General features: G+C 39.6%; 25 protein-coding genes. 2 read left to right on the top strand and 23 right to left on the bottom strand.

Annotated features, from left to right (window positions below):
• Positions 1-177: 177 nt before the first annotated feature.
• From CSV64_RS06830 to CSV64_RS06725, 22 genes are all read right to left on the bottom strand, one after another.
• Complete coding sequence (locus tag CSV64_RS06830; protein WP_099633993.1) at positions 178-1,281, bottom strand: 2-keto-3-deoxygluconate permease; 1,104 nt, start codon at positions 1,279-1,281, stop codon at positions 178-180.
• Between the two features lie 57 nt (positions 1,282-1,338).
• On the bottom strand, positions 1,339-2,496 hold the full coding sequence (locus CSV64_RS06825) for a UxaA family hydrolase (RefSeq protein ID WP_099633992.1): 1,158 nt from the start codon (positions 2,494-2,496) through the stop codon (positions 1,339-1,341).
• A 33-nt stretch (positions 2,497-2,529) separates the two neighbouring features.
• Positions 2,530-2,844, bottom strand: coding sequence for a UxaA family hydrolase (locus tag CSV64_RS06820; RefSeq protein WP_099633991.1), 315 nt, complete (start codon positions 2,842-2,844; stop codon positions 2,530-2,532).
• An 18-nt stretch (positions 2,845-2,862) separates the two neighbouring features.
• Positions 2,863-4,065, bottom strand: a complete 1,203-nt coding sequence (locus CSV64_RS06815) for a UxaA family hydrolase (protein WP_099633990.1) — start codon at positions 4,063-4,065, stop codon at positions 2,863-2,865.
• A 35-nt stretch (positions 4,066-4,100) separates the two neighbouring features.
• The gene (locus tag CSV64_RS06810) at positions 4,101-5,051 is read right to left on the bottom strand and encodes a U32 family peptidase (protein WP_085429064.1); all 951 of its coding nucleotides are present in this window, start codon (positions 5,049-5,051) and stop codon (positions 4,101-4,103) included.
• Positions 5,052-5,096: 45 nt separating this feature from the next.
• Positions 5,097-6,569, bottom strand: a complete 1,473-nt coding sequence (gene gucD, locus CSV64_RS06805) for an alpha-ketoglutaric semialdehyde dehydrogenase GucD (protein WP_085427971.1) — start codon at positions 6,567-6,569, stop codon at positions 5,097-5,099.
• 20 nt (positions 6,570-6,589) lie between these two features.
• The gene (locus tag CSV64_RS06800) at positions 6,590-7,375 is read right to left on the bottom strand and encodes an IclR family transcriptional regulator (protein WP_099633988.1); all 786 of its coding nucleotides are present in this window, start codon (positions 7,373-7,375) and stop codon (positions 6,590-6,592) included.
• Positions 7,376-7,573: 198 nt separating this feature from the next.
• Entirely contained in the window at positions 7,574-8,614 is a 1,041-nt protein-coding gene (gene allD / locus CSV64_RS06795; protein WP_099633987.1) for an ureidoglycolate dehydrogenase, read from the bottom strand.
• 67 nt (positions 8,615-8,681) lie between these two features.
• Complete coding sequence (locus CSV64_RS06790; RefSeq protein WP_199168459.1) at positions 8,682-9,641, bottom strand: C-terminal binding protein; 960 nt, start codon at positions 9,639-9,641, stop codon at positions 8,682-8,684.
• Between the two features lie 80 nt (positions 9,642-9,721).
• Positions 9,722-10,621 carry a dihydrodipicolinate synthase family protein gene (locus CSV64_RS06785; RefSeq protein ID WP_099633986.1) on the bottom strand — a complete coding sequence of 300 codons (900 nt, stop codon included), beginning with the start codon at positions 10,619-10,621 and terminating at the stop codon, positions 9,722-9,724.
• Positions 10,622-10,640: 19 nt separating this feature from the next.
• Positions 10,641-11,531, bottom strand: coding sequence for a fumarylacetoacetate hydrolase family protein (locus CSV64_RS06780; protein ID WP_085427966.1), 891 nt, complete (start codon positions 11,529-11,531; stop codon positions 10,641-10,643).
• A 1-nt stretch (position 11,532) separates the two neighbouring features.
• Positions 11,533-12,306, bottom strand: coding sequence for an IclR family transcriptional regulator (locus tag CSV64_RS06775; protein WP_099633985.1), 774 nt, complete (start codon positions 12,304-12,306; stop codon positions 11,533-11,535).
• A gap of 30 nt (positions 12,307-12,336) precedes the next feature.
• The gene (locus CSV64_RS06770; protein WP_085427964.1) at positions 12,337-14,490 is read right to left on the bottom strand and encodes a dihydroxy-acid dehydratase domain-containing protein; all 2,154 of its coding nucleotides are present in this window, start codon (positions 14,488-14,490) and stop codon (positions 12,337-12,339) included.
• 21 nt (positions 14,491-14,511) lie between these two features.
• Entirely contained in the window at positions 14,512-15,780 is a 1,269-nt protein-coding gene (locus CSV64_RS06765; protein WP_085427963.1) for a TRAP transporter large permease, read from the bottom strand.
• Between the two features lie 13 nt (positions 15,781-15,793).
• Complete coding sequence (locus CSV64_RS06760) at positions 15,794-16,306, bottom strand: TRAP transporter small permease (protein WP_085427962.1); 513 nt, start codon at positions 16,304-16,306, stop codon at positions 15,794-15,796.
• Positions 16,307-16,386: 80 nt separating this feature from the next.
• A complete protein-coding gene (locus CSV64_RS06755; RefSeq protein WP_233190419.1) occupies positions 16,387-17,427 on the bottom strand; it encodes a TRAP transporter substrate-binding protein in 1,041 nt (346 codons plus the stop codon).
• 125 nt (positions 17,428-17,552) lie between these two features.
• The gene (gene rpiA, locus CSV64_RS06750) at positions 17,553-18,221 is read right to left on the bottom strand and encodes a ribose 5-phosphate isomerase A (protein ID WP_085427961.1); all 669 of its coding nucleotides are present in this window, start codon (positions 18,219-18,221) and stop codon (positions 17,553-17,555) included.
• Entirely contained in the window at positions 18,215-19,363 is a 1,149-nt protein-coding gene (gene dgoD / locus CSV64_RS06745; protein WP_099633983.1) for a galactonate dehydratase, read from the bottom strand. Before dgoD ends, rpiA begins: the two co-directional genes overlap by 7 nt.
• Positions 19,345-20,004: a bifunctional 4-hydroxy-2-oxoglutarate aldolase/2-dehydro-3-deoxy-phosphogluconate aldolase gene (locus tag CSV64_RS06740; RefSeq protein WP_099633982.1), complete on the bottom strand. Its 660-nt coding sequence runs from the start codon at positions 20,002-20,004 to the stop codon at positions 19,345-19,347. The genes dgoD and CSV64_RS06740 overlap by 19 nt, the downstream gene beginning before the upstream one ends.
• A 9-nt stretch (positions 20,005-20,013) precedes the next feature.
• Positions 20,014-20,970 carry a sugar kinase gene (locus CSV64_RS06735; RefSeq protein WP_099633981.1) on the bottom strand — a complete coding sequence of 319 codons (957 nt, stop codon included), beginning with the start codon at positions 20,968-20,970 and terminating at the stop codon, positions 20,014-20,016.
• Between the two features lie 7 nt (positions 20,971-20,977).
• Positions 20,978-21,901 carry a phosphogluconate dehydrogenase (NAD(+)-dependent, decarboxylating) gene (gene gnd, locus CSV64_RS06730; protein ID WP_368665183.1) on the bottom strand — a complete coding sequence of 308 codons (924 nt, stop codon included), beginning with the start codon at positions 21,899-21,901 and terminating at the stop codon, positions 20,978-20,980.
• A 1,076-nt stretch (positions 21,902-22,977) separates the two neighbouring features.
• Complete coding sequence (locus CSV64_RS06725; RefSeq protein WP_099633979.1) at positions 22,978-23,898, bottom strand: DMT family transporter; 921 nt, start codon at positions 23,896-23,898, stop codon at positions 22,978-22,980.
• Positions 23,899-24,065: 167 nt separating this feature from the next.
• Here CSV64_RS06725 and CSV64_RS06720 point away from each other — a divergent pair, with 167 nt between their 5' ends.
• Together CSV64_RS06720 and rpoN are read left to right on the top strand one after the other, a co-directional pair.
• The gene (locus CSV64_RS06720; protein ID WP_099633978.1) at positions 24,066-24,491 is read left to right on the top strand and encodes a DUF1284 domain-containing protein; all 426 of its coding nucleotides are present in this window, start codon (positions 24,066-24,068) and stop codon (positions 24,489-24,491) included.
• Positions 24,492-24,608: 117 nt separating this feature from the next.
• Complete coding sequence (rpoN, locus tag CSV64_RS06715) at positions 24,609-25,883, top strand: RNA polymerase factor sigma-54 (protein WP_099634020.1); 1,275 nt, start codon at positions 24,609-24,611, stop codon at positions 25,881-25,883.
• A gap of 180 nt (positions 25,884-26,063) precedes the next feature.
• Here rpoN and CSV64_RS06710 read toward each other — a convergent pair whose 3' ends face one another.
• Complete coding sequence (locus tag CSV64_RS06710; RefSeq protein WP_099633977.1) at positions 26,064-26,330, bottom strand: DUF5839 family protein; 267 nt, start codon at positions 26,328-26,330, stop codon at positions 26,064-26,066.
• Positions 26,331-26,512 lie beyond the last annotated feature (182 nt).

Here is a 26,512-nt window from a genome sequence, read left to right as displayed (position 1 = left end):
TTTGTTTATATTTCGATCATTCGAAACATTATTTTTCATAAAAAAAGACAGCTCACAATGAGTTTTCAAGATTAATACCTTGGTTTCATTGTGAGCCATCTTTTGAATAACTATAAATCAGCAAAACTGTTCCACACCATAAAAATATGTAAAAAATTATTATTAGAATGCCTAGTACTATTTTCTTAGAGGCGATCCTTTGTCATACGATTCTGTCGAAACCTTACTAACATCCATATCGGCAATCTTCCCTGCAAATGCAAATTCCTTATTCTCACTTATTGCACTATTTATTTGATGAACAGTTTCTTGATCTTCTAAAGCTATAGATTCACCTTCAACCTTTGTGTATTTCACTAATAATGCAAGTACAATCGGAATCAGAATTGCTGTTGTAACAGCCGAGGCTGCAACTTGAACAGTAGCCAGTGGTGCAACGCTCAAAAACGATGCATTGGCAGCAGCAATGACACCGGGTACCATGACTGCATTTCCCGCTGTAGTTCCTTCTGCGGCTCCGACGATGGGATTCCACCCCAACGCTTTAAATACCAGGTAAGCTGCTCCTCCAGTGAATACGACTGTAGCAACACCAAGAAGAATGCCGCTCGAGCCACCTTTTACAACATCCGTTAAGTTGATGCCCATACCCAATGCGAATGATAGGAAAGGGATGATGATATCTGATCCTTTCACCAACATATCCCTTAGTTCCATATCTGTATTACCGATGATGACTCCAATAACTAACGGAAGCAATACTGTAATGAAAGCAGTCGCGGAAAACATTCCTTCAACGAATCCCATAGCTCCGAATATTGATAAAGCTACCATAGTTAGAAGGGGCCCATCATTTAATACAAGTACAGAATAAGCAGCTTTATCTTCTTTATTACCATATTGTGAAGCTACTGCCATGTAGACAATTCCATTACTATTAGACATAGCTGCCATAACTGCAAGCGGAGCTAAACCGAGCCACAAACCGGTTGGACCAGCCAGGAAATATGCTAAGAAAGTAAAGACTCCGGCAACAAACCACTTTATCCCAAGAAGTGTAGCACCTTTTGCAACACTCACGCCAAAACTTCTAACATTTAATTGGGCCCCCGCGGTCAAAAGGTAGAGCGCTGCTAAAACTGGGACAGAATCTACGAACAACGCTTGAGTAAAGCCACCAATTCGCAGAAGTTCAGGGAAGAATGTGTTAATAACTGCTGCCAGAAGAAGAGGTACGACCATCATACCTCCAGGAATTCTCTCCAAGTTCTTTTTTATCATAAGTTTCCACACCCTCTAATATTTTACTTTAATTCTCTTCAGCTGCAATAAGGTTACTTATATACTTTCAGCTAGTCTCCAAATGGCAAATTCTTGATTTAGTTCATTCTCGGCTGCAGTCTTTTCCCCATTGGATACAGTAATGACTTTGTCAAAAATCTCTTTACCAATATCATTTATGCTTTTGTTTTGGTCTATGATTTTACCTGCATTAATATCGATATGTTCGGACATGATCTCATAAACTTTAGGGTTTGTACCGATTTTAATAACCGGAACTATTGGTGAGCCTGTCGGGGATCCTTTACCAGTAGAGAACAGCACTATCTGTGCACCACCTGCTGCTAATCCACATACCGACTCAACGTCATACCCAGGGGTGTCCATAAACACAAAACCTTTCTCAGTCGGTTTTCCTGCATATGAAATGACTTCTTTTAGAGGCGTGCCGCCCCCTTTCTTTATACAGCCAAGCGACTTTTCTTCAAGTGTAGTTAGTCCGCCCGCCATATTGCCCGGGGTTGGATTCGCGGAACGGATATCTTCCCCGGTCTGCTTTATTCGGTGCTCGTAAGTTCGAACAATATCCAAGAACTCTCTTCCCACTTCACGATTTATCGCGTTGCTTGCCAAAATATGCTCAGCTCCAATCGCTTCAGTAGTTTCTGCTAGGACGCTTGTACCACCCTCGCGGACAATCATATCGGAAAATGCTCCTATAGAAGGATTGGCTGTGATTCCGGACCATGCATCTGATCCTCCGCACTCTAATCCAACAATTAGTTCAGTAATATCACATTGCTCACGAACTTCTTTTTTACTATTTTCTAAAGCCGTCAACAACCAGGATCTGCCTTCATGCAGGATTTCCGGTATTTTCTGGTTCTTATTTAAACAAACTGTATGGACTGGCTTCCCCTTTTTCTTTAAAATTTTATAAATTTCTTGCGCTATTGGATCATTTTCTGTGCCTACTACCAGTGTGGCGCTTACATTAGAATGACCAGCAGTACCTACTAGCGTTCGTAATGTCTGTGTATGATCTTCCGGGAATTGAGCTACCCCTCCGTGATGAATAACTGGGATAACACCCGGAGTCAAATTGGCTATTTTCCTAGTAAGTGCACTTAATTCCCCAACTGTATTGATTACGATCACATGGTTTCTGACGCCAATGCTGCCGTCAGGTCTACGATATCCGTCGAATGTCTTCATGTTTGATTCCCCCGTATGCAGAAGATTATGATTCTAGGCTTCCATTACATGATTAATAATTTCCAGTCTTTCGTTTTCGTTTAGACCACGAACGTTATGTACATGAACATGAGAAGCTACAAGAATCTCATTTGTAGCCTTGCCCATACACTCTCCATATTTTTTAATTTCCTCGTTTTCGTTTATAACATGTAACGATATTTTATGACCGTAGGGAATTTCCTCCAAGGCAACTAGATTACTTTCGAAATTACTGATCAATACTATTTCACCTTCACTAATCCGCTTTAACGCAACGGCCACATTATCTTTTGGATGCAATTTTAAAGCGTTGTAACTAACTTCCATGCTTATCTCTCCCCTTCATCAGAACGTTGTACCAATATGCGGGATTGCAAATTCCCCTAATTCATATTCTTCTAATGCAGTTAGTTCCCCTGAGCTTACTTGAAGTAATTTTTCTAAAAGGGTAACTGTTTGTTTCTCTTCATTGCCTCGCGCTATATAAAAGTCTACATGATCACGATGAATCTGACTCTCATTACAGGGTGCTAGGCTAATACAAGGGATAACGTTGGAAGTTGTTAGGATTCCTTCTTTTGAAATAATGAGCGCCACATTGCATCCTACCGAAACGAAGTTGGAAATCGTTTCGACAATATTGTCAGATGATTTTAAAAGATATAATCCTCTATTGGACGGTTTTTCGTTGATATTTAAAAGTTCTACCAAATCCTTAGAGCCTAATAGTCTCGCTTCATGCGCAGCAAGGCTCTTCTCTTCATCAGAGAATACTGAAAGTGCATAGCCTTCATCATTTTCCCATCTACGGCGATTAAGACCTTCACTCAGTGTTTTCAGCATTTCCTTTGATCGCGTATCTTTAGTTTTTGTAGCAAGAATCTTGCCACTCGGTTCAAGTCTTCTGGTCAGACTGCAAATAACCGTCGAATCGTTTTCTAATAGTTCATCAATTAAAGCGCTTACAACTGGAGTAGTTATTGCTAATGTCTGTTCGTCCATATCCGTTGTAATGACCCCGATTTTCAGCTTAGAAATTGGTAGGTCCGTTCTTTGCTCATTAGTGATGTCTTTAGACCATTCGCTGGCAATCGCAACACCTTTAGCAACTGTATTAGTTCCACCCGCCATTTGCTGAATGCTAAATCCATCAATCGGCTTAACGTTAGGTATAGCCGCTAATAAACCAGTCACTTGATTGGTTTCACATCCTAAGCCTATTAATAGATTACTGTGGAAGTTTGGATTTTCTGCAACTCCCGATAACATACTTTTTGTGACACTGAAATCATCGCCTAATTGTGCACAACCATTAGAGTGAACAATCGGTACCGCATAATCAATCTTACTCGCAATTTCATTTGTCACAGTACTTGAGCAAATGACTGAGCTGATAATCCCTATATTATTTCTAGTTCCCGCTGAACCATCGCTTCTCATATAACCTTTAAAAGAATATCCCATAGCCACCTTCACCTTTCTTCCCGCTGTAATAGAAGGTATTAGTAAATGATCCTGGCGCAAATAGTTACCAGGATCATCTACCATATTTACTGTTTCATTCGCATCAATTATTCAGGTTGTTAATTAGAAACATTTGAAGTATTCACTTTGGCAATGCCAAGTCCCTCAGCACCTAGTTCTGAAGTTTTCGCTTCAGGGCAGTACCGCTCAATCATTTGAATGCCAATAGAGGCTCTTCTAACACGCTCTTTGACCAATGAATTATTCAGAGCCTCAAACTGCTGACCAGAAGGATAAACGTCTGGATGGTTACGTAGGCCAAACTTAATATATACAGGTGCAAGAACACGAATGATTTCTGGAATCTCGTAATAGCGAAGGAATCCTCCCAAATTATCCGGTGCTTCGATGTACAGATCAATCGGAATATCAATTGCCTGACGAATAGACGCTAACTTTGATAGAGTCAAAGCCGTTGGTACATTATACGTATCAGCTCCAATATCTTGCATTAATTTTACGGACACAGGATTTGCCGATCCAATTTGAACAGAAGCTTTTACAATGAAGTCCTCTGGCAGTTGTCCTGCCTTTTTCATTTCCTTCGTCAAAAGTACTAGTCCTTCATCTGCTACAAGTGCACCGCGCAGCCCTAAATTCGCACCACGCTTAAGATCTTCCATCGCATAAACGAGCTGATCCGCACCTTCATGGCGATTACCTATCGATTTCCCTCCCGAAGTGAAAGGTTGAGCACTGATATCCCATGTACCACGTGGACCTACAAACAAACTAAGTTCAATTCCACGCTCAGCAGTAAGTTCGCACATCTCTTTGATTTCTTCATCTGTTTGAAGCATTATACCGCTTCCTTGAGAAATTCTATGAACTGTAATCCCAAGACGGTCAAGTTCTTTTAAAGTCTCTTTTAAGGCAACAGGACCTTCAGTACTTGGTAGTTCGATTCTATACTGCGCCCCATCTGGGAACCGCTTCGTGGATGTCGGTAATTCCTTCGAGTCAGTGGACGGATAACCTAGACTTTCTAATAACTTCCGGGATTCATTCATCATAGTAAATACCTTCCTTTATGGATAATTTGGGTTCTATAACTTTTATGCCTTAATAAATACTGTCTTGATCTCCGTGTAAAACTCTTGTGCTGCTTCTCCTTGTTCACGTGACCCATAGCCTGAGCCTTTCATTCCGCCAAATGGTGCTTGTAGTTCCACACCAGCACTTTCAGCATTAATTCGAACTAGACCGACTTCAATTTCATCGATGAACTCCATCAATGAACCTATATTGGACGTGAAGATAGAAGCACTCAGTCCAAATTTTGTATCATTTGCAATCTTGATTGCATCTTCCACGTCGCTTGCCTCAATCAATGCGATAACTGGACCAAAAATTTCTTCTTGTGCAATTCGCATATCTGCTTTGACATTATCGAAAATTGCAGGTGTTAGATAGAATCCATTATCGAATTCATCACCGCTTAGAACTTCGCCGCCAGCAATCAATGTCGCACCTTCCGACTTACCGATTTCAATATAGTCTTTTACTGTATCGAATTGGCTCTGACTAGCACATGGTCCCATCCAGATTCCATCATTTAATCCGTTTCCTACTGTGATTTTTTCTGTTTCAGCGAGCAACTTCTTTTTGAATACATCATAGATAGCGCTTTCTACAATGACCTTACTAGTGGCAGTGCATTTTTGCCCTGTCGAACGAAAAGCCCCGCTTATTACTGCTTCTACCGCATTATCAAGATCCGCATCTTTGGAAACTATTACAGGGTTTTTTCCACCCATTTCAATTTGGTATTTTACGCCACTTTCTGCAGCCCCTTTAGCTACTGATTTCCCTACATTTTCTGATCCTGTGAAAGTAATTGCGTTCAAAGAGGAATGCTCAATCATCCCTTGTCCAATAACTGATCCAGAACCTACGATGAAGTTTAAGACACCTTTAGGTAGTCCGGCTTTTGCAAAACATTCGATAATCTTGGCAGCAGTAACTGAAGCTTCTGTCGCTGGTTTGAACACAACAGTATTTCCGTACACAAGAGCAGGTGCCAGTTTCCAAATCGGAATCGCTACTGGAAAATTCCAAGGAGTAATGATTCCCACTACGCCAGCTGGTACGCGCCTCGTGAACATCAAAGCATCTTTGTCAGAAGCAGGAATGACATCCCCATTCTTTCTCATGCCTTCTCCTGCATAGTATCTTAGGATTGCAACGCCACGAGCTGTTTCACCTTTTGCTTCTGGAAGCGTTTTTCCCATCTCCCTAGTAGCAGTTTCTGCGATATCATCAATATTCTGCTCGATGATATCTGCTACTTTAAACAAAAACTGCCCTCTTGCATGTTGACCAATCTTTCTCCATGCACTCTTAGCACCCTCGGCAGCTTTGAATGCCTTGTCCAGATCTTCTTGAGTTGATTTCTGTACGAAGCCTACAACCTCGTTCTTATTCATAGGGCTAATACTCTCTAGTACTTCATTCGACTGTGATGAAACCCATTCATTATTAATAAAGTTCTTAAACGTTGCACTATTATTTTTAGTAACCATTTCTATTCCTCCCAGTAGTTGTATAATTATAGTGTTGTAGCTTCCTTTGACACTTCTTGATATCCGGCTAGTTTCGATAAATTGGCTGCAAGTTTGATAATCTCTTCTTTTGCTGCCTCAAATTTATCTTCCCAGCTATTCGTTGGCATCGTAAAGCTGATACCTGCAATAATTTGTTTTTCAAAATTATAGATAGGCGCAGCAACACAGTGAAAACCTAAAGCAGACTCTTGATTCTCAACCGCATAACCTTTCATTTTTGCTAACGATACCTTGCTACAAAGTTCTTCAATATTAGAAGTTGTGAATTCAGTCTTTTTATCCCACGTTTTAATAGGAAATAGATCTTCTATTTCTTCTGCCGTGTGATTAATTAATTGAACTTTTCCTACAGCAGATGCATAAGCCGGGAAACGCATACCTGGCTCCGTAACAAGCTGAACCCTTGTCTTCGCCTCTACCTTTCCTAAGTACACAACATCATTACCTTCAAGCGTACCCAATTGAATGTGTTCTTGAATATTGGACACAGCCTCTTGTGCTTCTTTATAGAAGCTCTGTATCAAATTGAATTGACTCAAATACATTGAATTAAAAGTACCAAGGGTTGGACCTAGATTATAACTGTCTGTAGCAGTCTTGATAATCCACCCTAATGTTTCTAATGTGTTCAGTAAGGAATAAAGAGAACTTTTATTTATCTCTAGCCTTTTCGATAAATCTATTAACCGTAATTCATTTGGATGTTTACTAATTTCTCTAAGTAACAAATCTGCCCTTTCGATAGCAGGTACCCAGTACTTATTGCTCAATTCGATAACCGCCTTCCTGGTTTTATATAGAGAACCCAGTTCTTTATATAAAACCTTAAAACAACCTTATCACAAAAAAACTGAAGTTACAATAATTAATTTTGTTAAATTCAGAACATTTTGTCCGATTGGATATGTTGCTGTTATAATGGATGATCTTGAGAGACGAGATACTTCATACATCCACGCGAATCACGGTTATTTACACGCAGTATTTTTATTTGATCTTTTCTTTCCAGTCAAAATTTCGTACATATCTTCTTCAATTTCAATGCCTTCTAAATTTGCCCTCATCTGATTCTCAATCGATCTTTCTCCAGGAACGTATACTTTAGTGTGCCCAGGGGCTGGTTCACATGCATGCAGTTCTTCTACAAACCGCTTCATCATATCGAGGAAGTATTCTTGGCCAACAAAGAACTCCGGATTGATTGCCAGGAAAAACTGACCTAACCTTCTACTTTCCTTTAAATCCCCGTACATTGGTTTAATATGCTTACCAAATTGCCCTCCTGATAAAATACCAGAAAGAACGTCTACAAGGATAGCAAGTCCGTAGCCCTTCGCTCCACCCATAGGCTGCAAAGCTTTAACTTTGTCTGGATCATCTGTTGGAACACCGTGTTCATCAAGTCCCCAATCCATAGGAATCTTATTTCCTCGTTCCTTTTCAATCATGACTTTCCCGAATGCCACGTTACTCGTAGACATATCTAGTACAATCGGACGGTCTTCATGTGGGATTCCTACCGCCAGCGGGTTAGCCCCAAGAAATGCAGATCTAGCTCCATACGGTGCTACGAGAGCATCCGCCTGTGCGAAAGTGATACCAATCACTCCCTCCCTAGCTGCCTGATCTGCATAATAGCCGAGCGCTCCGGAATGACTCGAGTTAGAAGCTATAGATACACCAATGCCCTTTTCCCTAGAAATAGATATGGCTTCATTCATAGCAATTTTTGCCACGACATGTCCTAACCCATTATCACCGTCCACTTTAACGATTACATCATTCACTGCTTCTACAGTAATTTGGGCATCCTTATTAATGCCGCCTTCCTGTATTCTGTCAATATAATGCTGTAATCTCATAATTCCATGGGATTTCACACCACGTGTATCAGCGAAAGCCAACACATCGGCAACAATACTTGCATGCTCGAGTGATATGCCACTTTCAACTAAACGTTCAGTTATAAGTTGTTTCAATTGTTCCGACTCAATTTTAAAAGTTGCCATAAAAAGCTCCCCTATTCAAAAATAAAAGAGATATCTATGATAGAATAAATATCTCTTTTAATATTTTTCACACCACTTGGTATGTAAGTACTGATCCTTCCAAGGCTTCGACAATGTTCCTAGCAGTCTTAGTACGTAACTCCTCCACTGCCTCGACTGAGTAAAAGGCACTATGAGGCGTGATGTAGACATTGGAAAATTCCAATAATTCATGATCCTCTGGTACAGGCTCAATTTCTACAACGTCAAGCGCTGCTCCCGCAATTTTACCGCTACGCAAACCTTGGATTAATGCCTCTGTCTCAATAATTGGACCTCTCGCTGTATTTAGAATAAAGACACCATCTTTTAAATCATTAACATTACTGAGGTTAATCAAGTGATGTGTATCTTTTACAAGCGGAACATGAAGTGAAATAACATCAGATTGTGTTAACGCTTCATCAAGGTCTACTTTCTTTACATTGTATTTCGCCATTTCCTCTGCTGAAACAAACGGATCATATCCTACTAATGTGAAGCCTAAAGGTTGAACTTTCTCAATTACACGCCTTGGAATCTTGCCGAAACCGATCACTGCAAATACGCGATTTTTAAAACGATAAACAGGCGGACTAATACTGAAGTCCCAACTTCCGTTCTTTACCGCATTATTTAATTCCACGATCTTTCTTGACCAAGACATCAAGAGTGCCAACGCATGATTTGAAACCTCTTCTATTCCATAGTCCGGAACATTGCAAACTGCGATACCCTTCTGTTTAGCTACCTCAAGATCAATCGTATCCACTCCCACCCCGTACCTCGATATGACTTTACAATTCGTTAACTCATTCAGAACCTTAGCGTTTAGTGGAGCGTATTGGTTTATGATAGCATCTGCATCTTTAGCTGCTTCAATTACCTCTTGTTCTGTGCGGCACTGAGCTTTGACAAAATGTATATCAAGGCCGCTTTCCTTAAATACGTTTTCTTCATAATTCAATTTGTCAAATTCATAATCAGTGATAACTACTTTAAAAGCCATAATAATCTTCACTCCTTATTGGATATTTCTTCACAACATATAGTGAATATCTATCAGATCAGAAACCACTCCAGTCTATATTAATCTTCATTTCCAGCATACTCTGAAATAATAGACTTGATAGTATCAGATAAATGAGCTTCACTATTTATAAATGGTTTCCGATAACCAATCGCCTGATTCACAAACCAACGTTCATGTACAGCCAATTTCATCGTTAGGTAGAAGGAAGGATGCAAGCTATAAATCTCCATCAACTTGCAAATTAATATATGATGTCTCTTTACTTCAGTGAAGTCTTCGTTTTGTATAGCTTCATATAGATTCAATGAAATTTCGGGCAGAAAGACTGAAGATCCATTAATACTTCCTGAGGCTCCATACAGTTGAGCATCTAATAGATGCTCATCAAAAGCACTATACACATGGAAATTATTTACTTTGTTAGCTACTTCATCAATTACAGTCCGAATACGGGTCATGCTTGCTACGGTTTCCTTTATCCCTCGAATATTCTGTATATTCTCCGCGAGTTGTTTTACGACTTCCACCGGAATCTCTTGGCCAGTCAGTTGTGGAATATTGTATAAATACAGGTCTATGGACAATGAGCCTGCTACTTCATAGAAGTACGTGTACATTTGCTCATCCGACAGATTCCAATAGTACGGATTCACAACAAGCACTCCTTCAGCACCTAACTCTTGAACGAATTTTGACAATTCAATGGTTTCTTCCATTACTGTCCCGCCTGTCCCCACTAAAACAGGAATACGATTGTCAATATACGGAATAATCTGCTTCAGATATTGATGTTTTTCCTCCAGTGAGAAGTGAGGAAATTCCCCAGAGCTTCCTAACAACACTACACCATGCACTCCGTGGCTAATTAATTTATCTATCGCTCTTTTATTCTTCTCCATATCAATTTGACCTGATTCGTCCAGTAACGTCACAACGGGAGGAATGATTCCCTTCATAGGCTTACCACCTTTCCTATTAATGAATCGAAATCATTTTCTTTTGAGCTTTGACACCGTTCCGCAAGATACCAATCTTTTCACTCGAGATTTCAATCGTGTCCCCATCCTGTAAAGTAAAATCGTTTGGCGGTACAATACAAGTACCTGTCATCAACGCTGTTCCTTCCAAGATATCGTTGTCATAGACTAAATAGTGAACCAGTTCATCAAGCTTCCGCTTTAATTGATTGACATAAGCAGTACCCTCGAACTTCAATTCATTATCCCTGTAAATTTTACACGTGATATCGATCGAGTAAGGATCTTCGATTCCTTCAGGCATTAAAATCGCGGGACCTATTGAACCCGAATTCTTCCACACTTTAGCTTGTGGTAAATAGAGAGGGTTTTCCCCTTCAATATCTCGGCAACTCATATCATTACCCAATGTATAACCGATAATATCCTCTTCCTTGCCTACAATTAGAGTCAGTTCCGGCTCGGGGATCTGCCAATTCGAATCACTTCTGATATAAACATCACTATTTGGCCCAATGATTCTGCGCGCCGTGGACTTAAAAAAGATTTCGGGACGTTTGGCGTCATACACTAGATCATAGAACGTTAGATCCTCCTCATCTTCTTTCTTCGTTTCAAAATTTCTTGCTTCTCTGCTCTTTTGATAAGTTACACCTGCCGCCCATACTTCGTCAGGTATAGTCGGCAATGTCAGTTCTAAATCGTCGAATGACAAGTCAGTCTTTTGAATGTTTTCATCCTTTAGATATTGATTCGCCGTTCGATTCGATTCTTGTAATTTATAATAGAAATCCGTATAGTTTTCTTCTTCGATTATATATACCTCTTCTTGTAATGTAACTAATGCCGTATGGATCTCTCCATTTTGATGGAATTTAATGTATCTCATATTAACTCTCCTTAGTAGTTAAATTTGCACCTAATTCTTGTGAAATGCTATCCGCACATAATTTTAATAACTTTAAGTATTCATTCTCTTTCTCTTTTGTAAAGTTGCTTTTTGGTGAAGATACGCTAACCGCTGCTACTACATCATACTTATGATCATAAATCGGCATAGCAAAACAAATGATTCCATACTCATTTTCTTCATCATCCACCGCGTATCCTTGCTTCTTAACCTGGGCTAGCTCTGTCATATAATCTGTATGGTTTTTTATGGAGTTTTCAGTAGCTTGAATGAATTCATATCCTTCTAATAGCTCTGTAAGGCTGTCTTTCGGCAAATACGCAACCAATACCTTGCCTACCGCACTACAGTGTAGCGGAACTTTCTTTCCGATTCTTGAATAGATGACCAATGTATTGTTACCGTTGATTTTATCGATATAAATAGCCTCTTGATCCAACCGCTTCACCAAGTGGACCGTTTCATTTGTAGCTCTGTTTAACGTATATAAATGACGGGACGAAACTTGCTTTAGACTTAGTTGACTAAGCAATAGGTTTCCACGCTCATATAGTTTCCACCCTAACGAATAATCTGCAGTTTGTTCATTTTGTGTGATATACCCATGTTCCTTTAAGGTCTTCAATAAAGCATGTACTGTACTCTTATTAAGTTCCAGTTTCGCACTAATTTCCTTTATACTAAGTTCTTTATTCACTTCATCAAAGACTTCCAAAATTTTAATTGCCCTAACTACAGATTGAACAAGACTCATCTATCTCACCTTTTCATTGCTTATTAGCAATTATTTCACGTAGGTTTCATCTGCTTCTTCATAGACTTGGATTGGAACTACACCTTTAGAAGCATCTGTATGTCCTACCATTCGATTTACCGCTGCTACTAACTTCTGACGTCGTTTCATATTGGTTAATCGTTCTTCGAATAATTGCTTTCGAGTCTCATTATCTTTGATATTATCTTCATATACAACTTGAGTATCGAGTTCTTTCACTAAGTCAATATAGTGCTTTCGTAATTGAAGATGCAAGATATCTCCAGTTTGTAGATAACCAATTCCACCACCGTCCATCGCTTCAGGTGTCATATGTCCAATGGCAGCACCGTACGTCACCCCTGAATAACGTCCATCACTGATAACAGTACAGATTCTCTTTAACGTGCGACTTGCATTAATATGTTGCATCGGTGTAAACATTTCAGGCATACCAAATGCAAGAGGTCCTTGTCCCGCAATGACGAGCGCAATCTTTAATATGCTTCTTTTTGTCATCTCTTCGAATAGCGCATTATAATCAAGCTCTTTTAGCTCTTCATATTCATCTGAAGCATTGTATTTAACTACTGACAATAGTTTTTCATAACTGAACAGTTTATTGTCTTTCATATTATCAATCAATTTGGAGTCTAAGAGACTTTGATTTGCATGATCTTCATTATCGAAGAACAAAACGAAAGCCATCTTATCGTCAAACTGATTTAGTTGAGGAGTTGGCATTCCACTAATTTTCACAACTGCGCTCTCGAAGAAATTCCCACGGAGTACATCTACCCCACTAAAAAGTCTTTTAGGATTACTAACAATGACAGCATTTTCTTTAATATTATCGGCTGGTAAACTTTCACTATATTCTAGTCGGTCTCTCCACGATGTACCCGTTACAGTCAACGTATCCTGATCCATATCTACACCGTTATTCAATAGCTCATAAAATAACGTTTCCATGCCACGGCTCGTATCGTCACAGCACTGCATCGCTAATGAGAAAATATCTCTTCCCTCTGTTAATGAATAATTAAAGAGGTCAGGTATAGGTTGTTCCTTGAGGATCTTTTCGATATCAAAAAGTGTAAACTCATAACCTGCATAAATCATGGCAGCTACCATATGCATCATTAAGTTTGTAGAACCACCGGATGCACTATGAATGCGTGCAGCATTTCTAATATTGGATTTCACCAGTCGTGACACACCAAATTCAGGTTTATTGATCATGGTAGCCATCGCATCGATTGCTTCATTGACCTGTTGCTGATTCGGTGGTTGTGTCAATAGCTCCAATGCTGGATGTACAAGTCCCATACCTGCAACCAGGTGGCGCGAACTGTTTCCTGTACCATTGAATGCACAAACTCCACCTTTTGTATCGCAAGTGGCAGCAGCTAAACGAATTTCGAGATATTTATGCTCTTTTTCTGTAATGATTCCTCTTTCAACTGCTCTCTCGAATACTCCTTGGAAAGAAGTGTTGGAAGAACATTGAAGAATGTAATTCATGGTGTCCCGTAAGTCTTCGGCAATCTCCTCATGTTTCATTTCAATTGCCTTGTCATATACAGCATTCAACTTTTTAAGAACATCTTCAGGAATAGTACCACCTTGTAGAACGTGTGCAGGTGCAAATGTTGCAAAGAATGGCGCATCACCTCTAAATTGTCTGAGTCGATCTAAGTGGGCTAAGCCACTAACAACGCCGAGAGGCTGTTTATCGCATCCTTGGATGACGAATGCTGCATGATAACTATGCGCTTCGAGCTGATTAACGATCATCTGGGCAACAGCATTTCTACTTTGCAATGAGTAACTCATACCTTGATTGGATTGAGCAGTACCATCGCACATGACTGGAGTTGAAAAGTAAAATGGGACACCACCGTTTTGCCAGATCCTGATAGCCGCGCGTGAGGAGGTCATATAGTCCATAATATGAGCTGGATGATCAGCAGAGCCCCCTATAATTGCAATTCGAGGAGCATCTTGTTCCAATCGTAGTACGACATTCTCTAACGACCAATCCGGTGTACCACCTTCATAAAGAGGACCTAGGATTTTCTTGGCGTTGTCCAAAAGACCTGCCACTGTTATGGGTTCATTCGCTTTCCCTTGCACGTTATCTTTGTAAGGATTTATTCTGCTACGCATTTGAGGAAATAACATATTGTTCACTCCTATTTAATATTAATCTAGAAATAGTAACGATAAACCTGGAATAAATGATACAACCAGTAAAACAAATATCATTGAGATGATAAACGGTACGATTGCTTTTGATAATGACTCCATACTAACTCCTGAAATACTAGAACCGACAAATAAGTTTACTCCCACAGGAGGTGTAATGAAGCCAATTGCCAATGAAATAATCATGATGATGCCAAAGTGAATCGGATCGAAGCCGACAAGCGTTGCTATAGGTAACAAGATCGGTGTCAGAATGATGATTGCTGCAATCGTGTCCATAAAACATCCTACGATTAGCAAAAGTACAATGATTAATAAAATAATGATGAAGGGTTCTGAAGAAAGTGATAGCATATAATCCGCAATTTTTATTGGGATTTGCTCCATTGCCAACAGCTTCCCAAACCCTGTTGCACTACCCACAATAACTAAGATGGTAGCAGTCATTAGCGCAGAATCGACGAAGATATCTGAGATGTCCTTGAACTTTAATTCTCTATAAACGAATGCGCCAATTATGAACCCAATAAACACTGCTATTGCAGCAGCTTCTGTGGGTGTAAAGATCCCACCATAGATTCCGCCCAAAATAATAACAGGAATCAACAATGACCATTTGGCCAGCCAGACTTGTTTCAAAATACGGCTGAAGGAGATTTTATCCGTACTACCTTTATAACCTGCTTTTTTGGAATAGTAATATGCGTAAACCATTAATCCTAGACCCACCATGATGCCCGGTACGATACCTGCCATGAACATGTCGCCTATAGATACGCTTCCGGAAACTCCATACATGACCATTGGAATTGAAGGCGGTATTATGACACCTATCGAACCCGCTGATGCAATAACGGCCGTCGAGAATTTGATATCATACCCCTTTTTAACCATGGCCGGTATCATCAGACCACCAACAGCAGCTACAGTCGCAGGTCCCGAACCTGAAATAGCTGCGAAGAACATGGACGTGACAATGGCCGTCATAGCTAAACCACCTGTAACAGATCCAACTAAGGATTCCGCTACAGCAATCAGACGGATAGAAATACCGCCCTTCCCCATAATTTCACCCGCTAAAATAAAGAATGGGATTGCTAATAGAGGAAATGAGTTTGTAGATGTTGTCAATTCTTTTATTATGAATTCTACCGGAATAGATCCGTCAATGAGAAGGGCAATTACTGCAGACAGACCCAGGGCAATTCCAATAGGTACGGTAAGTATCAGTAGGATTGCAAAAGATACAAATATTAAGACACCCATTCTATCACCCTCCTTATAATCTCGGTATATCGTTATCAATTATTTCTTCATTGGATCGATATAGCTTGGTTTCTATATATATTCTTTGAATCAAACGAACTGAAGTTAATAGCATTCCTATGGGCATCCCTAAATACATGATCGACATGGAGATTCTGATTGATGGTGCTACCTGACCTGTACCTTTAATAGCCTGGTAAATTGTAAAGCCATAGTAGACTGCAATTAATGCAAAGAACAAGAACATAAGATGCGCTATCATGTTAATGACATATTTACCTCGCCTTTTAAATACAGATAATAGCGCTTCCACACGAATGTGTCTTGCTCGTTTTACCCCATAACTAATCCCTATGTAAATGAGCCAGACAAAGCAAAATCGTGCTAACTCTTCAGACCATGTCAAAGAGCTTTCAACAACGTATCTCATAAAGACTTGCAGTATAATTACAATTGTCATGACTGACAACAACAAGAACAATATCACTCGTTCCACGTTATGATCGATCCATCTTAAGACTGGCATATCATAGCTCCTCCCACCTGCTTTTGAAAAAAAGCAAGTTAATAGTGATTAACTTGCTTTTTTCTTTGTGGACTTTTCATTTATTCAGCGTTATTGACTTCATTTAAATACTTCTCTACGAAATCTTCTCCAATACTCTCTTTATACTTTTCTATGACAGGCTTCACAGCTTCACGGAACTTTTCCAATTCAGCATCACTAACTTTGCTATATTCCATTTGCACTTTTAGTTCTTCTAGTGCGGATGCTGCTGTTTCACGCGAAAGCTTTCGGTTGTGCTCTCCAGCTTCTAGCGCTGCACTTTCTACAATTTCCTGCTGTTCTTCTGTCAAGCCGTCCCAAGTCTTTTGGCTGATCAAGAAAATAAATGGCGAATAAATATGATTAGTTTCCGTCACATGCTTTTGGACTTCAGGATATTTTTCCAATAAAATTGTTGGATATGGGTTTTCTTGACCATCTACTGTTTTCTGTTGCATCGCCGTAAACAACTCTGTAAATGCCATTGGAGTCGGATTTGCCCCCATTGCTTTCCAAGCACCTAGATGGATATCGTTTTCCATAGTACGAACCTTTAACCCGTTCAAATCATCCAATGTCTTAACCGAAGTTTTACTGTTCGTTAATTGACGGAATCCATTTTCCCACCAAGCCAGTTGCTTAACACCTTGTTCACTAGCTTTTTCTGCAAGCTCATCACCTATTTTTCCTTGCAATACTTTATCTACTACATCTGTGTTCTTCAGTGTAAACGGTAAGTCGAACACACCATATTCAGGAACGAACGAAGTAAATGGAGCCGTAGAAGGAATTGTTATATCCAACGTACCAAATTGCAACATCTCAATCGCAGAACGGTCATCTGCAATTTGACCAGAATGATAAATTTCTACGTTCAGTGAATCTGTTTTTTCCTCTACAAGTTCCTTAAACTTTTCAGAACTGTTATATAGAGGTGTTTTATCATTTAAACCAAGGCTTATTCTTAATTTCTTTGTTTCGCCAGAGTCTGCTGATGCTTCCCCAGCTCCTTTAGTGCTGTCGCTCTCACCATTTCCACAAGCTGCTACTAATACGCTCATTAGCAATAAAGTAAATATCATTATTAAATTCTTTTTCAATATAACTCCTCCTCATTTTGTAATAATGAATGGCATTCCAAGCTATCGCTTAAAGCAAGCGCTTTCATTTGATTCGTAATATTTGGTATTAGGTTCGGTTTTTAGGTTTATACTCACTTGATTAGTTAGGTTTTTAATATATGATAATCTTCATTTAGGAATAAACCAATTTCCACGACACCCGATATTAGTTTTAGCTGCTCATAAATATCTGCTGGTGATACACTTTTTTGTTTCGATACATCTACAATCCAGTTTCCATTGTCGGTAATAAAATTGTTGTCCCCATCTTTTCTTAATGCAATTTTGTACCCCAAACTTTCAATTCTTTTAATTGTAAACGATGCATTAAACGGTACAATCTCTAGAGGGATGATTTGACCCAAAAGACTATTTGTGAATTTTGAGGAATCCGCTAAAATATACCGTTGCTCAGCTTTCAGCAATACTTGTCGTTCACGAAAAAGTGACCCTCCACCTCCTTTAATTAGATTGCTATTCAGATCTACTCTATCTGCACCATCAAATGCCTGATCAATAAAAGGTACATCCTCAATCTCAATAAGTTGAAGGTTCAGTTTTTTCGCTTGCTTTGCAATCTTATTAGAAGAAGCAATGAATTTCAGCTCCAATTTTTCTTCTTTCATTCGCAATGCTAAATGCTCTAGAAAAAAACCGATGGTTGAGCCAGATCCTAAACCTATTACAGTTTTATTTTCAACTAATGAAACCGCCAAATTTGCCAACGCATTTTTTTCTTCATTATTTATATTCTTTTCGTAAGGGCTTACCATTCCGCAACCGTCCCATCTTCATGCCGCCAAATTGGGTTTTTCCAGTTATGCCCTTCCTTTTGTTTCTCCCTTACATAGGACTCATTAATACTAATTCCCAGTCCTGGTGCTGTAAGATTCTTGGCATATCCATCCTCGAATTTGAAGACAGATTGATCATTCAGATAATCCAACACGTCATTCCCCTTATTGTAGTGAATGCCCAGGCTTTGTTCTTGAATAAAAACATTATAGCTTGTCGTATCAACTTGTAAACATGCCGCAAGAGCTATTGGGCCTAAGGGACAATGAGGAGCTACTGCTACATCATAGGCTTCCGCCATCGAAAATATCTTTTTACATTCGGTAATTCCACCCGCATGTGATAAGTCCGGCTGGATAATATCTACATATCCTTCCTGCAAGATTTTCTTAAAATCCCATCTAGAGTACATTCTCTCACCTGTTGCAATAGGGATGTTACTATGTCTAGCAACTTCCTTGAGCGCTTCATTATTTTCAGCTAAGACAGGTTCTTCTATGAACATTGGACGAAATTGTTCAAGCTCTTTCGCCAAAATTTTTGCCATCGGTTTATGCACACGTCCATGGAAATCTATTCCGATTCCAAAATCAGAACCTAACCCTTCCCTAATCAAAGCCACCCTTTCTAGAACATTGTCAATTTTCGAATAACTATCTATAATTTGAAGCTCTTCAGTTGCATTCATCTTAATTGCCTGGAAACCATTTTCTTTCGCCTTTTTTGCTTGTTCCAGTACATCTGAAGGACGATCTCCACCGATCCAAGAATATACTTTCACCTTGTCTCTACAAGCACCTCCCATAAGTTCGTATATAGGAGCATTATAGAATTTCCCTTTAATATCCCAAAGAGCCTGATCAATTCCCGCTATTGCACTCATCAGGATAGGACCACCACGATAAAATCCCGAACGATATAGCGTGTTCCAAATGTCTTCAATTCGCATTGGGTCATTCCCTATCAAATATTCACCTAGTTCATGAACGCATGCCTCTACGGTTGATGCACGGCCCTCTACTATTGGTTCACCCCAACCAACCAAGCCTTCATCAGTTGTAATCTTCAAGAAAAGCCATCTCGGGGGAACTCGGAACGTTTCTATTTCTTTGATTCGCATGCTTTCACCTCATTAAATCGGTTTACGAAGCTTTTTGCTTTCTCACTAAGCTCCTCGTAGTTTCCGGTGTCAATAAGCTTTTTGTTCAAAAGTGAGCTTCCTACCCCAATAGCTATAGCTCCATTCGCTAGGAATTCACCCATATTCTCCAACCCAATTCCACCTGTTGGCATCATAGGAATATGTGCTAGTGGACCTTGTAAATCTTTAAAGTAGCTCGGCCCTAATGTTGCAGCGGGGAAAACTTTAACTAAATCTGCCCCTGCCGTATATGCTGTTACGATTTCTGTAGGAGTATATACACCCGGGATGGAAATACAGCCATATCGATTCGCTGTCTGAATCACTTCTACGTCTAAATTTGGTGAAAAAATGAAGTCAGCTTGTGCATCGGCTGCCAATTTCGCCGTTTCTTTGTCTATCACAGTCCCGGCACCGATTAGCACTTGATCTCCATATCTCTTTTTCATGTCACGTATAGTATCGTAACTATTTTCACTATCAGCTGTGATTTCCAATACCTTGATTCCACTGTTAACCAACGTTTCAATCACTTTGTTAATACGTTCAGGATGAATTTTTCTTAACACCACCACTACACCGTTTTCTTCAATAACTTTAAGTTTATCCCATTTTCTCAATATAACGAACTACCTCCTTACGTCTGATGTGAAGCCGCCTTTAAGTCCTTCATTGAACTCTTCCAGTGTAGGTAAACCGTCTATATCACCAAACTGCTGGATAACTCTTGCGCCGAGGCTATTTCCATATCGTACACTTTCTTCATGATGACAGTTTAATAAAAGGCCGTGCACGAATCCCGCCGCAAATGCATCACCTGCACCTACCGGGTCAACTATATTAGCAACATTCAAAACAGGAATCTCACTATAATGTCCACTTTCATACAGCACTGTACTCTCTTTTCCACGCTTAATGACTATGATTTGCTGTGCATTTGTTTGTAAAGTTTGGCAAATCTCGCGGATTCCAGTTTGATTTGTCAGAAAAGCCGCTTCTTCCATACCCGCCAAAATATAATCTGCTTTTACAGCAATCGCATTTAAGACTTCAAATGCCTCTTCCTTGTCCCAAAGCTTAAATCGAATATTGGGATCAAAAATAATTTTAACGTCATGTTTGCGTGCTAATTCTATCGCTTTAAATACAAGTTCTTTACAAGAGCTGCTTAGAGCCGGAGTTACTCCTGTAACATGTAGATATTTCAGTCCTTCAAAGATGTCTTCAGGAAGTTCTTCCTTTTGCATGTGGCTTGCCGCAGAATCTTTTCGGTAATAGTATACGTTCATGACATCGCTGAATTTTTGTTCTTTAAATAAAAGACCCGTTTGGGCATTTTCTATCATCTTGAGATGAGTAGTATCAATCCCTTCTGATTTAATACTTTTTAGGATACGACGACCAAATGGATCATTTCCCAATTTGCTCATATACGAAACTCGATGACCTAGACGTGCTAGACCAGTAGCAAAGTTGGACTCTGCACCTCCGATCTTCTGATATATCTGTGGAAGATCTTCTAAGTTACCTATTGCTTGAGACTGAAATATCACCATCGTTTCGCCAATTGTAAATACATCTGTCACTATAAGTTCACTTCCCCTCTACCTCATGACCACCGAATTCTTTTCTTAATGCAGCCACGACCTTTCCACTGAAAGTATCTTCCTGCATTGATCGGTTCCGTACCATTAACGATAAGGCTGTAACTGGAACCGGCACCTTCAAATCCATTGCTTCTTCTACCATCCATTGTGCTTCTCCCGACGCATTCATCTTACCTACAATGGATTCCAATCTGGGATCCTTCCTGAATGATTCCTCTACAAGCTCCATCAGCCAACTTCTAATGACTGATCCATTATTCCAAAGTCGCGCTACTTCCTTATAATCAAATGGATATGGACTTTCATTCAATACTTCAAATCCTTCTGCAATTGCTTGCATCATTCCGTATTCAATACCGTTATGGATCATTTTTAAATAATGTCCACTACCTGTTTTACCGGTATACAAAAGTCCACCTTCACAGCAAATCTCGATTAAAAATGGTTCAATTCGTTTATAGCTATCATGGTTTCCGCCTATCATTGCGCAAAGTCCTTCTCTAGCACCGTCTATCCCACCACTTGTACCAACATCAAGTAGGTTCAGACCAGCTTTTAGATATACCTCATTCCATTTTTCAATTTCTTTATAATAAGAATTCCCGCATTCTAGTACTGTAGAACCTTTTGGAAGGGCTTTCAAAAGTTGTTCTAACATTAATTCGGTTTCTTCACCATGCGGAATGAGTATTAAGATTATGTCTTCAGGCTTAATTTCCTGTATAAATGATTCCCATTCACTAATAAACTTGAACTTTTCAGTCTGAAATATTTCTTCTCGTAACAATTGATCCTTTACTTGGGGAAGTATATCGTAACCGGTTATAGAATAGCCTTTTCGTAAAATATTAATCGCCAGATTTCTTCCCATCTTCCCTAAACCAATTAAAGCGATCTTCAAAGCTCTCACTCCCCGTTATTTCATCTTCATTATTACTAAACAACGTTCTTAAACCACACCGTTGTTCAGCATTGGTGAACGGCGTTTTGATAGAGAGTTAAAAAAACATCATTAATAAAACCTGAAGCAAGTATATTTCTTTTTCCAGTTAGTAGATACATAACTCAAGTTTTTATTTAGCATTGAGAGCTTTAATGTTTCTACCTCCCTATATTGATTAAAAGTATATTCAATCTTATCTGTTAAATCAAGGTTTATTTTTCTGTATTTTCTAACGCGTAATATAAAAATTCACTTTTTTGAAACTTTGACACTTTAATATTAACTCCAGTGCCTTTCAATTCTACTAAACGAATGGCTTCAAAGTTGATCTTTTAAGACATTGACCCTTTTCATTACCTGAGGAATTACAGTACTTTTCCATTCTTTATTTTATTAATAGCAATACAAAAAAATCCAGAGCTTTGTACTATAACTGCAATAAATATCAATTCAATAAAATGTGCTGGATAACTGCTTCCCTTAAGAATAAATTCTATCCCATCAGTAAGAAATAGTGTTTAAGTTTAACATGATGCAAGAACGCGCAGTACTTATTTATCAAATACTGAATTATATGCCATATAACCAACAGCTATTGCTAACAAACCTAAAATGAATATTGCTCAAACTGAGAGATTTCCTCTATATAAATCACTTAATTCCAATAGATACTATAAGAGCGTAATAACAAATGGAATAATTGAACCAATAAGGAATGTATATCCTGCGAGAAGCTCCGCATTCATAAAGTCAATACCTAATGGGATAGATAAATTCTCGCCATTACACGATGAATTTTTTTATGAGGTCGGCAAAGTATTGAATATAAATGACTCTATACTTTCCGTCTATGATTCTCTCATAGACAACTTTCTACACTCACTTTAATGTCACCACTTCCACATATTCCGCAATTCTATATAAATGCTACACGAATGTCCTCTATTATTTTTGTTCTCTATGCACGAAGTAGAAACAAGCTCCATAACCAAAATGCTGGTTAACAGATTATTAGTGTTCGTGTATTTAATTAATATCTATAGCTAGCCAACAGGCGGGACGTGTTTATTCCGGTTCCTAATAATCGCCTCCAATGACCCAGAGCCGAATAGCACACCCGCGATAATTAATGCTAGACCTATATAATGGGCCAGGTAGATTGTTTCACCGAGAAATAGACTAGCTGCGATTAAAGAGAAGAACGTATTCAAGTTTAAGAAAATCGACGAGCGTGCAGCACCAATTTTTTCAATGGCGGAGTTGTATAACATGTGCCCGACAGCTGTAGCTAATAGAGCTGAGAAAAAGAAAATTGCCCAGATGGATGGTGTTCCGCTATCCAGGCGCCCCAAGCCACCTGGTTCCTTTACGAGCGAAACTATAAAAAGAATCATGGAACCGAACAGAAACATATATCCTGTCAGCAACTTCGCGTCCATCGTTTGGGACGCTTTTTTAATCAGTATGAAGCTGAGTGCCTGGGACGCAATCGACAGAAATATTTCAATATCGCCAAACGAGATTTTGCCAATTGTCCCGCTACCCGCCAGGACGATGACACCGACTCCGATACCGCCAAATAGGAACCCGAGTGATCGTACGAATGTAACACGTTCCCTCAGAATCAGAACGGATAACGTAGCTGTCAGCAACGGTCCGAGGCCTAATATCAATCCTCCGTTGGCCGCGCTGGTCCTCGACAATCCCTCAGCTAGAAAGTAATGATGTAATACAACATTGGTCATCGCACCGCCAAGGATATAGAGCCACTCCTTATTTTTCGGCAAACGGATTTTCTTCAGTACGAACAAGATAATGAATACTGATAATGCGGCGACCATGATCCGCAATGAAGTAATAGTAATTGGATCGAAATAGGTCACAAGATATTTGAGTGCTGAAACGTTCATTCCCCATGTGAACATAACGAGCACTAATGTGATAATTACTTTTATGTCTTTCATAGTCCACTAGCCCTTCTTTGCAGAGTATTTTCGTATTGGCTAATTATAGAAGGTACACACATAAAGTCAATGTCACATAATTCTCACTTCCCTGCCGCACGCAATTATATGTATACTGAATAATAAAATTAGTTAACTACTATACAGTTCAGAAAAGGCGGGTTTCTATGATCAAACTACGTGGGCACCATATCTTTTGTTTGCTTGGGTACCGTGGCATGGGCTATTCAGAAGAGTACACAGCCAATATGACGCAGATCCATGACGTATTGCGAGAGCGGCCCGATACATTGATTCAGATCATGAAAGGGCCTGATTATTTATGCGCAAAGTTTCCTGAAGGGCAACCATACCATTGTCAGGATGATGGAATTTATGAACGTGATACGGTTATTTTACGTAAGCTCGGATTGAAGGTCAGTGATGTGCTCCCTTGGCGCGAAGTCGAGAGAAGGATTCGACTCCATGTCGTGCCCGATGATATTGTCGTTGTGTGCGAGACGTGCTCTTGGCGTTCGTATGGGTTTTGCCAGGAAGGTGTTGACGACGTGGTGGAGTCGAGAGGATTGCGGCAAGTTCTTCAGGAAAAATAAACTTTTTCGAACAATAGTCCAAATTGAAAGTGCATGCTATGATAAGTACATAGAAATGAAAGCGCATTCATATACTTTCACTATGTAACTTATTATGAGGAGGAGATTTCGTTGAATATGTCTCTCCAACAAAAACAAGAACTCAGTTTACGGATGACGACTGAACTCCGTCAAGCGATCGAGCTATTGCAATTATCGACTTATGATCTGGAGCTATATATACGGGAAAAAGAGTTAGAAAATCCTGTGATTGAGATACAAGAAGCCAAAAGAACAGATTCATTTCAAGAACGTCAGTCGCTAAACTACTCACGTCAGGAAACAGATTCAACAGAATGGGCGAAGCAGCAAGAAGTCAGTATGCGTGATCAAATGCTTCGACAAGTTGAGGTCGATTTCAAAGATCCGAAGACGAAGCAATTACTGAAGACGTTGATTCATAGTTTGGATGACAACGGGTATTTATGTGCCGAGATGCACGCTGTAGAAAATGTAGACAAAGGTATTGAATTACTACAGCAAATTGGGCCGCCTGGCATAGGTTCTCGGACATTGCAGGAGTGCTTGTTGCTGCAAGTTAGAAGTTGCGAAGCGTGTCCCGAGTTAATGGAAACGTTCATATCAGAGTATTTACCCTATGTCGCCGAACGTAAATGGCAACAGATCGCGAATGGTATGAATAGCACGCTGGCGCACGTAAACGAACTGCATGAATTTCTGCTGACGCTCCATCCGAGACCCTGTCCAGAACTCGGTCATAGTGAAACAGAATTCATGATGCCCGATGTGATCGTAGAGGAAAAGCACGGGAAGTTGTCATTTCATTTGAACGATCGGGACCTTCCGAAAATCGGACTACGCAAAGAGTATGTGTCTTCTCTAAAAGGGACATCCGATCTGTCTTCTTATTTGCGTGACTATCATAAACAAGCACAATGGTTACTAACGAGTATCGAACAGCGACGCAATACGATCATTCGCATTGTGACGGACCTTCTCGAAAAACAAGACGCGTTTTTTCGAGAAGGAAGAAAGGCTTTGCAACCGATGACGATGAAAGAAGTGGCGGATCGTATTGACATGCATGAGTCGACCATCAGCCGTACTGTATCCAACAAAGTAATCCAAACACCTGCTGGAACGTTCGAAATGCGCTCTTTATTCACATCCAAACTGGCTGCACAGGACGGCGACAGTGTATCGCAGTCCGCTGTGAAAGCATCGATCCAGTCACTGATTGCAAAAGAGGATAAACGTAAGCCTTTATCCGATCAAAAGATTGTCGATTTGCTATTAAAAGAACAAGGGATTACTATTTCGCGTAGGACGGTTAGCAAGTATAGAGAAGCACTTCATATTCTGTCGTCTAGTAAGCGGAAGTCGATTTTGTAAGCTGTACTTTTTCATCTTCAGTTTGCGAATGTTGACCTAACACTTATGTCGTTGCAGTAATTCAATGAAGCTTAGCCAGTCAAGCACAATAGGATGACCTTCCTAGAGTACCCGTCTTCAAGTAAAAACAGCTCATCCCCAGTTCAAGACAGGGATGAGCTGTTTTTATTTTCTCAGTACTTATTTCTGTGGTGCCCTCTCAAAAATCTTGATCACACGTTTGTATCTTTTTTGTGTTTCTTCAAATTCTTCACGATATACGTCCATTACGAGAACCGACTTGAGACCCAATTTCGTACGCACGAGAACGATATCTCCTTTTTGAATCGGTTCTTCCCTTAACTTTTTCGGTATATGCCAAGTAAAGAATTTCTCTGTGTTGAGTTTTAAAACCCCGTCTTCATTTCCAAGTATATGAAGGGCTTTAATCGTATTATTCATGTCCATGCAGTCATTCTACTCCTTTGTCAAATGTCATATATTGCAAGTCTAGCATAAATTCATACTATTTCATCAATAAATTCATAAGACTTTTCACAACTGCTTTTTGAAAGTGGGTCGGTTGAATAGTACGGTATCAACTCATATAAAAACGTGCAATTCATCCTTATTGACGGGTTGCACGTTTC

This window comes from Sporosarcina sp. P32b (assembly GCF_002743335.1).
Lineage (GTDB): Bacteria > Bacillota > Bacilli > Bacillales_A > Planococcaceae > Sporosarcina.
The sequence above is the reverse complement of the archived record's forward strand: the minus strand, read 5'-3'. Positions and strand labels throughout refer to the sequence as shown.